General features: G+C 62.3%; 5 protein-coding genes and 1 pseudogene. 4 read left to right on the forward strand and 2 right to left on the reverse strand.

What is annotated here, in order from left to right; all coding sequences use genetic code 11:
• The coding region (locus ACRXB1_RS25115) for an ATP-binding protein (protein WP_449493576.1) at window positions 1-192 on the forward strand (192 nt) is incomplete at its 5' end.
• 57 nt (window positions 193-249) lie between these two features.
• Here ACRXB1_RS25115 and ACRXB1_RS25120 read toward each other — a convergent pair.
• Together ACRXB1_RS25120 and ACRXB1_RS25125 are read right to left on the reverse strand one after the other, a co-directional pair.
• On the reverse strand, window positions 250-513 hold the full coding sequence (locus ACRXB1_RS25120) for a double-stranded DNA-specific endonuclease (protein WP_056352150.1): 264 nt from the start codon (window positions 511-513) through the stop codon (window positions 250-252).
• Between the two features lie 98 nt (window positions 514-611).
• The gene (locus ACRXB1_RS25125) at window positions 612-2,288 is read right to left on the reverse strand and encodes a diguanylate cyclase (protein WP_174363833.1); all 1,677 of its coding nucleotides are present in this window, start codon (window positions 2,286-2,288) and stop codon (window positions 612-614) included.
• 521 nt (window positions 2,289-2,809) lie between these two features.
• On the opposite strand from ACRXB1_RS25125, the gene ACRXB1_RS25130 reads away from it, so the two are divergent.
• The 3 genes and pseudogenes from ACRXB1_RS25130 to ACRXB1_RS25140 all read left to right on the forward strand — a co-directional run.
• Window positions 2,810-4,597 (forward strand): ABC transporter permease, encoded by a 1,788-nt coding sequence (locus tag ACRXB1_RS25130; protein WP_375507654.1) that lies wholly within the window; start codon window positions 2,810-2,812, stop codon window positions 4,595-4,597.
• A 90-nt stretch (window positions 4,598-4,687) separates the two neighbouring features.
• Window positions 4,688-6,025, forward strand: coding sequence for an ABC transporter ATP-binding protein (locus tag ACRXB1_RS25135; RefSeq protein ID WP_061998919.1), 1,338 nt, complete (start codon window positions 4,688-4,690; stop codon window positions 6,023-6,025).
• A gap of 343 nt (window positions 6,026-6,368) precedes the next feature.
• A pseudogene (locus ACRXB1_RS25140) lies at window positions 6,369-7,632 on the forward strand (hypothetical protein); the annotation flags it as partial.

Below are 7,632 nucleotides of genomic sequence, written 5' to 3' on the forward strand. Positions count from 1 at the left end.
TCGCGCGGCGGCAGCGGCCATAGCGGGTTGGGGCTCGCCATTGTGGATCGGCTGGTGCGGCGGGCAGGCGGAGAGTGCGACATCCGCAACCGGGAAGAAGGCGGACTGGAGATCGCAATGACTTTCCCGTTCGATGTCGTCGCAAAAGCGGCGGATCAACTGCATATCGACGGCGTGCTGAAACACGCCTGATGCTCGCCTGATTCGCCCGCGAGGCAGGGCGCGCCAAGGCGCCCTCGCCCGAAACGGTCAGTCGAACAGCGTATTGAGGGCGGAAGCCGCTTCGCTGTCGACGGTGTTGTAGGTCACCGTGGCGGCCTCGAAAATATAATGCGTGGTGTATTTCCCCAGCCGTCCGAGGATCTCCTCCTGGATGACTTCAGGCGCGACATCGAGCCTCAAGTACCAGGTGGTGGACGAGAGCCGCGTCTGGAACGCGCCATACTCGGCCAGCAAGTGATCGAATGCTTCAGCGTCCTGATCGCGGCAGACAATGACCAGATTTCCCTTCATTCACCCCTCCTGAAAACGGCAGATATTCGACTTCGAATGTCGATAATACCTGCTGTCACGCCGCTTGCCCCACTAGACCTTTTGGCCGGTCCGTGCGTTCAGGCTGTCTCGGGATGACGCGGCATGGGCGGGATGGTGTCGGCGGGATGCACTTCGCTGCGGTCGCGGCCGCCCGATTTGGCCGCGTAGAGCGCAAGGTCGGCGCGCTTGAGCAGATTTTCGGCGGTGTCGCCGTCGCACAGGGCGGTGATGCCGATGCTTACACTCAACGCGGTGTCATCGGGCAGATGGGCGCAATGCTCCTGGTTGAAGCGCTTGCGCAGGCGTTCGAGCACCGCGTGGGCATCGGCGAGAGACGTTTGCGGCAGCAGCAGGCCGAACTCCTCGCCACCAAGCCGGCCGACGCCGTCGCTCGCGCGCAACTGTTCCTCGCACATCCGCACGAAATGCTCGAGCGCGCGGTCCCCGGTCGCGTGGCCGAAGCGGTCGTTGACCTGCTTGAAGTAGTCCAGGTCGGCAATGGCGACGGACAGCGGCGTGCCCGAGGAAGATGCGAGCTCCACTTCGCGGCGCAGGGTATCGAGGAAATATCGCCGCGACAAAGCGCCGGTCAGCGCATCATGCCGCGCTTCGGCCGAAAGCAGCGTATTGGCCGACTGCAACTGGTTCGCGAGATGCCGCGTCGCCCGATGCAGGCGGCGCTCGCGCAGATACGACACCGTAATCACCACGGCCAGGCCGACCACGCCGAGCGCCGTCAGGAACACGAGCAACTGGTCGCGCCGCTGGTTGCGCAAGATCTCGGACCAGTTCGGCAGCGGATGCACAATGTGCGCCGCGAGCCCGGAATTGAGGCCGGTGCGTTCGTCATAAATCGCGGGCGCCGTGCCGTTGCTGGTGCTGAACAAGCCGCTCGAAAGCGTCGGCGACAGCCAGGGCGCGTCCGCCCGCACGCGCTCGCCTATATTGGTGATTCGCAAGGTCTGGAAATCTACGCGCCGGTAGGCATCGAGCCGCTCCGTGCGCGACATCTTCAGCACGGGCGAATCCGGCAGCACGCGGTTTTCGAGCTGGCTTTCATTGGCCATCACGACCACGCCGTTGCTGTCGGTCACGAACGTCCCGGCGCGCGCCACCCAATGCCGCAAGCGGTCGATGCTCACTTTCGCGATCACCGCGCCCACCAGAAAGCCGTCCCGGTAGATCGGCGTGGCGATGAAAATCCCCGGATCGCCGTTCGTCCGGCCGACGCCATAGGTCTCGTTGAACGCGCCGAGCAGCGCCTTCTGGATATACCCGCGCGCGCGCATGTCGACGCCGACAAAACTGTTCGAATCGATGGCGTTGCTCGATGCCACGCAAAAGCCCTCGGTATCGACGACCCAGATGTAGTCGAGGCCCGTGAAGCCCCGCGCGTTGCGCAGGAAGTTATCGACTTTTTCCAGCGCGGGCGCGGCGAGCCACTTGGCGCGCCGGTCGGCTGCAGTCGGCGCGGCGCTGGCGGAAAGACCGTGCTGCTGGACCAGCGCGAGCTGGATCATGTCCATCTCGGCGATCGTGGCGGGAATGGCGCGGGACATGGCGAGGTCGCTCGCGATGATCTGCGCGGTGTTATCGACGATGGACGCCGCCATTTGACGTTCCACCCGCATCGATGTGGCCAGTTCTTGCTGTACCATTCGGTCCGACACCAGTCCGGCTGCAACCCAGCACACGCATGCAAGCAACGCGCAGCAAAGCGTCGCTATCGCAAGGTGGAAGGTTGTCTTGTTCATCTGATCTGGCCTGTCTGACTGTCCCGCGGCCCCGCGCGACGAGCAATGTTATGAGTTTTGTGCCGGCACATGAGCATCTTACCGGGCGCGGCCGCGCGCGCCGATGGTACTTGCCCCAAGTGCTGTTGCTGAGCGCCGACAGTGGCGCCTGTTGCAAGAACATGTTTTGTCTGCGCAGGAACCGCGACCTCGTCCGGAGTCCCCTCAAGCCGGCTTGGTTTGCCCCGGATGTTCCGATTGGACGACGTTTTCTTTCGTCCATCAAGTTCCTTATCGGCGGGAACGGGCTTTTCTTGAGCGATGCAGCGCGGTTTGACGATGCACCGGAACGCTCGCCAGATAACGAAACGTAAACCGGCAGGCTGCGGTTGTGCCTGAAACAAAGTTTGGTGTAGTGTCGTGCCGTCCTGAAAACAGGCATGGCGCTGACCGGCAAGACACAGACGTGGAAATACAGACGCCGGACGATGCCCTGAATCGGGCGCACCGGCCGCAACAAGCCTCAACGGAGAGGGCGTGTAATGGATTTTGGCTTCAATCTGACTCGCACGGCGAATGCTTCGGCGTGGCGTCTATTACCGAATCGCTGGGACTTCGTCGCGTTCCCGCTGATCATCTGCATCCTCGCGCTGACCGCGGTGGGCTTTCACGAGACGCTCGCACCCATCTCGACGCTGCAGACGCAGGCTATTTCGCTGGATCCGTCGAATCTGCCCGAGTACGCGTTACGCACCACGCTGCGCATGCTTGCCGCAATGGTCGCATCGCTCATCTTCACGCTCGTTTATGGCACGCTCGCGGCCAAGAGCCGGCGCGCGTCCATCGTGCTCGTGCCGATTCTCGACATCCTGCAGTCGGTGCCGGTGCTCGGCTATATCTCGTTTACGGTCACGTTTTTCCTCGCGTTGTTTCCCGGACGGGTGTTCGGCGCCGAACTCGCCGCGATCTTCGCCATCTTCACGAGCCAGGCCTGGAACATGACCTTCAGCTTCTACCAGTCGCTGCGCACGGTGCCGCGTGACCTGGATGAAGTCTCGCGCGGTTTTCACCTGACCAACTGGCAGCGCTTCTGGAAGCTCGAAGTGCCGTTCTCCATGCCGGGCCTCATCTGGAACATGATGATGTCGATGTCCGGCGGCTGGTTCTTCGTAGTCGCCTCCGAGGCGATCGTGGTAGGTAACCGGACCATCGTGCTGCCGGGTATCGGCGCGTATCTGGCGACGGCGATCGGCGAGCGCAATCTCGGCGCGATCGGCTGGGTGATCCTCGCCATGACCGTCGTGATCCTTGCCTACGATCAGCTCATGTTCCGTCCGCTGGTCGCATGGGCCGACAAGTTCCGCATGGAAAACACGAGCTCGGGCAATGTGCCTGAATCGTGGCTGCTCGACCTGATCCGGCGCACGCGGCTGATTCACCAGTTGCTGGTGCCGGCCGGCTGGCTCATCGGCAAGCTTGCGCGCGTGCCGCTGAAGCTGCCTTCGCTGCAGGGCGTGAAGCTGCCGCTGCTGGCGAGCGCCGCGTCCGTGTTTACAGCGACGCCCGGGAGAGCGCGCAATACTTCCCGCATTGGCGATATTGTCTGGGCGACGATTGTCGTGGCGCTGACCGCGTTCGTGGTCTGGAAAGTAAGCGTCTTCGTTTCTTCCGGCGTGTCGTGGCGCGAAGTGGGGCATGTCTTCTGGCTCGGGCTGATCACGCTTTTCCGCGTCATGGTGCTGATCGCGATTGCGTCGGTGATCTGGGTGCCTGTCGGCGTGCTGATCGGGTTGCGGCCTGCGCTTGCGAGCAAGATCCAGCCGATTGCGCAATTCCTTGCGGCGTTTCCGGCGAACCTGCTGTTCCCGGTGTTTGTCGTGGTGATCGTGAAGTTCAACCTGAATCCGGATATCTGGCTTTCGCCGCTGATCGTGCTCGGCACGCAGTGGTATATCCTTTTCAACGTGATCGCTGGCGCTACGTCGTATCCAAACGATTATCGCGAGGCCGCCGCCAACTTCCAGATCAAAGGCTGGCAATGGTGGCGCCAGGCCATCTTGCCGGGCATCTTCCCGTATTACGTGACCGGCGCGATTACGGCGTCAGGCGGGGCTTGGAATGCGAGCATCGTGGCCGAAGCGGTATCGTGGGGCAATACGAAGATCGTGGCGCACGGACTGGGCGCGTACATCGCGGAAAGCACGGTCAACGGCGATTATCCGAAGATCATTCTCGGGATTGCGGTGATGTCGCTGTTCGTCACGCTCTTCAACCGGTTGTTGTGGCGCCCGTTGTTCGCGTTCGCCGAAGCGCGCTTGCGGCTCGACTGAACGCCGCCGCCGGAACAAAGCCCTTCGAAATCCATAATGTCAGGTCGCCAGCGGCCACACCATTTTGTAATCAGCAACACGCGAGCGCCCATGCCAACGCAGACGAATCCTTCCAGCCAAACGCCGCCATCCGCACCCCCGCGCCTCGGCCGGGAAATCCTGCACGTCGATCAGGTCAGTCGCGGTTTCAACAAGACGCAGGGCGAGTTGCTCGTGCTCGAAGACGTCAACCTGAAGCTGCACGAAGGCGAGATCGTGGGTCTTCTCGGCCGATCGGGGTCGGGAAAATCGACGCTCCTGCGGATCATCGCGGGTTTGATCGAACCGACGGGCGGCCAGGTCACGTACCTGAACGAGCCGCTCAATGGCCCGGCGAAAGGCGTGGCGATGGTGTTTCAGACCTTTGCATTGTTTCCGTGGCTCACCGTGCTGCAGAACGTCGAGGCGGGGCTGGAAGCGCAGGGCGTTCCATCCAAAGAACGGCGCGAGCGCGCGCTGGCGGCAATCGACCTGATCGGTCTCGACGGCTTTGAAAACGCGTATCCGCGTGAGCTGTCAGGCGGGATGCGACAGCGGGTGGGTTTTGCGCGTGCGCTGGTCGTCGACCCGACGCTGCTCCTGATGGACGAACCGTTTTCCGCGCTCGACGTGCTGACCGCCGAGAACTTGCGTACCGACCTGCTCGATCTGTGGACGCAAGGCAAGATGCCGATCAAGTCGGTGCTGATCGTCACGCACAACATCGAGGAAGCGGTGTTCATGTGCGACCGGATTCTGGTGCTGGCATCGAATCCGGGTCGTGTCATGGCCGAGATTCGCGTGCCGTTCAAGCATCCGCGCAACCGTCTCGATCCGGCGTTCCGGCGCTTGGTCGACGATATCTACGCCAAGATGACCGCGCGTCAACTCGGCGAGGAAAAGAAGAAGGGGCTCGAGCTCAGTAGCTGGTTGCCGCAGGTGTCGACCAACCTGATGGCGGGTTTGATCGAGACGCTGGCCGCCGACCCGTACCACGGCCGCGCCGACATGCCGGAGATCGCGCGGACGCTGCATCTGGAAGTGGACGATCTGTTCCCGGTCGCGGAAGTGTTGCAGCATCTCGGTTTCGCCGATGTCCGCGAAGGCGATATTTTCCTGACGCCCCCGGCGCGTGTGTTTGCCGAATTCGGTACGCAGGAACGCAAGATGATGTTCGCGGAGCATCTGCTGCGTCACGTGCCGCTCGCCGCACGGATCAAGAAAGTGCTGAACGAGCGGCCGGGACATCGTGCGCCGCGTGTGCGCTTCGAGCAGGAACTGGAAGATTTTCTCTCCGATAAAGCCGCCGAGGAAACACTCGACGCCGTCATCAACTGGGGCCGTTATGGCGAGATCTTTTCGTATAACGACCAGACGGAGATCTTCAGCCTGGAAGACGTGGAGTCTTGATGCTGCGCGTAGTGCTTCAGTGAGATACGTGCCATCTGGCGCGGGATAAAAAAACGCGGTGCTTCTGGAAACAGATGCCGCGTTTTTTGCATGTGGACGTACCTGAAAAGGTAGCCGATAACGCGGTTCGCTTCGATCTCATGCACGGAATCCGCCGATTGCCCGTTCTGATGAAAACGTCCGCAACGATCGTTTCGCGCCGGGCGCAAACCCTTGTCCATTGTGGCTTCCAGCGTTTTCGGAAGACCGCTTCGAATCGCTTTTCACAAGATTGCCGAAGCGCAAAACGTACTCTACGCTGGGGAATCCGCCAACGCTGACGGCAAACAAGGAGCCTCCGAAGATGCGTCGACTGCGCTTGCCGTTATCACGCACGAGGCGTTTGTCGGGATTGACGATCGGCGTGACATGTCTGTTGCGCGTGCCGTCGGCGCTCGGCAGTTGCGATAACCTCGCGCCCGTCAGCGGCGAATCTGCCACGTGCGATTCGAGTCTGCCGAATCCATCCCTCACGGGTATCGCGGCGGCTGCCGGAAGCACGGGGGTCACCGTGCGCATCCAGCCGGGTGCAGGCATCAGCGTGAGCAGCAGCAACGCGGTCTTCGTGCGGGATTCGAGCACTGTCACGAACCTGGGTACGTTGCAGGTCAGCGGCGATACCTTCGACGGCATCACCTCCGAGGGCAGCCCGGCTGGCTTCGGACATAACACGCTGACCAATGCGGGCGCGATCCATACAACCGGCGTCGAGTCGGAAGGCATGTACAGCGGCTCGGCCTCAGTCATGATGGTCAACGCCGTGGGCGGCGCGATCACCACGAGCGGAGCGAACTCGGCGGCAATGCTCGATGTATCGGCGGCGGGAGGCGGGAAGCTGACCAACAACGGCACGCTTGCCACATCGGGCGACGACTCCTACGGCATGCTCGCCCAGACCTCCGGCGACGCGCTCGTGAACACCGGCTCGATCACGACGACCGGTTCACGCGCGTACGGCCTGTACGCCAATGGCGGCGCGCCGGGCAACAATACGCTGACAAACCACGGGTCCATCGATACATTCGGGGTGAACGCGCACGGCATTGTCTCCGTGGATGCATCGCCCGGTCTTGTCACCAACACCGGGTCGATCGCCGCGCACGGCGCCGACGCGCTGGGCGCTTTTTTCGGGCAGAAGGTCACGCTCGTGAACGCAGCGGGGGCGCGGATAACGAGCGACCAGAGCAACGCCATCGATGCCAACAGTGGCGGCAGCTTTACGAATGCCGGAACGATTTCGGGCGGCAACGAGGGGATATCGATTGTCGGCGGTAATGCGGACATCGTGAACAGCGGCGTAATTTCGGGCGGCGGCAATCTGGCGGTTTCATCGACGGGGCCGTATGCGATCACGATTACGAACACCGGGACGATATCGGGCGGCGGTGGTGTCGCGGTCTGGACCGATACCGGCACGAACACCTTCAAGATGAACGGCGGCACGGTGACCGGTCTGATCCGGCAAGGCGCCGGCGTCAACACGTTCGTGATGCAGGCGGGACAGGTCGATGACATCGATCAGGGCGGCCCGCAACCGCGTTTCACGCTGAGCGGCGGGCGCGTGACGA

Source organism: Caballeronia sp. M23-90, assembly GCF_053574605.1.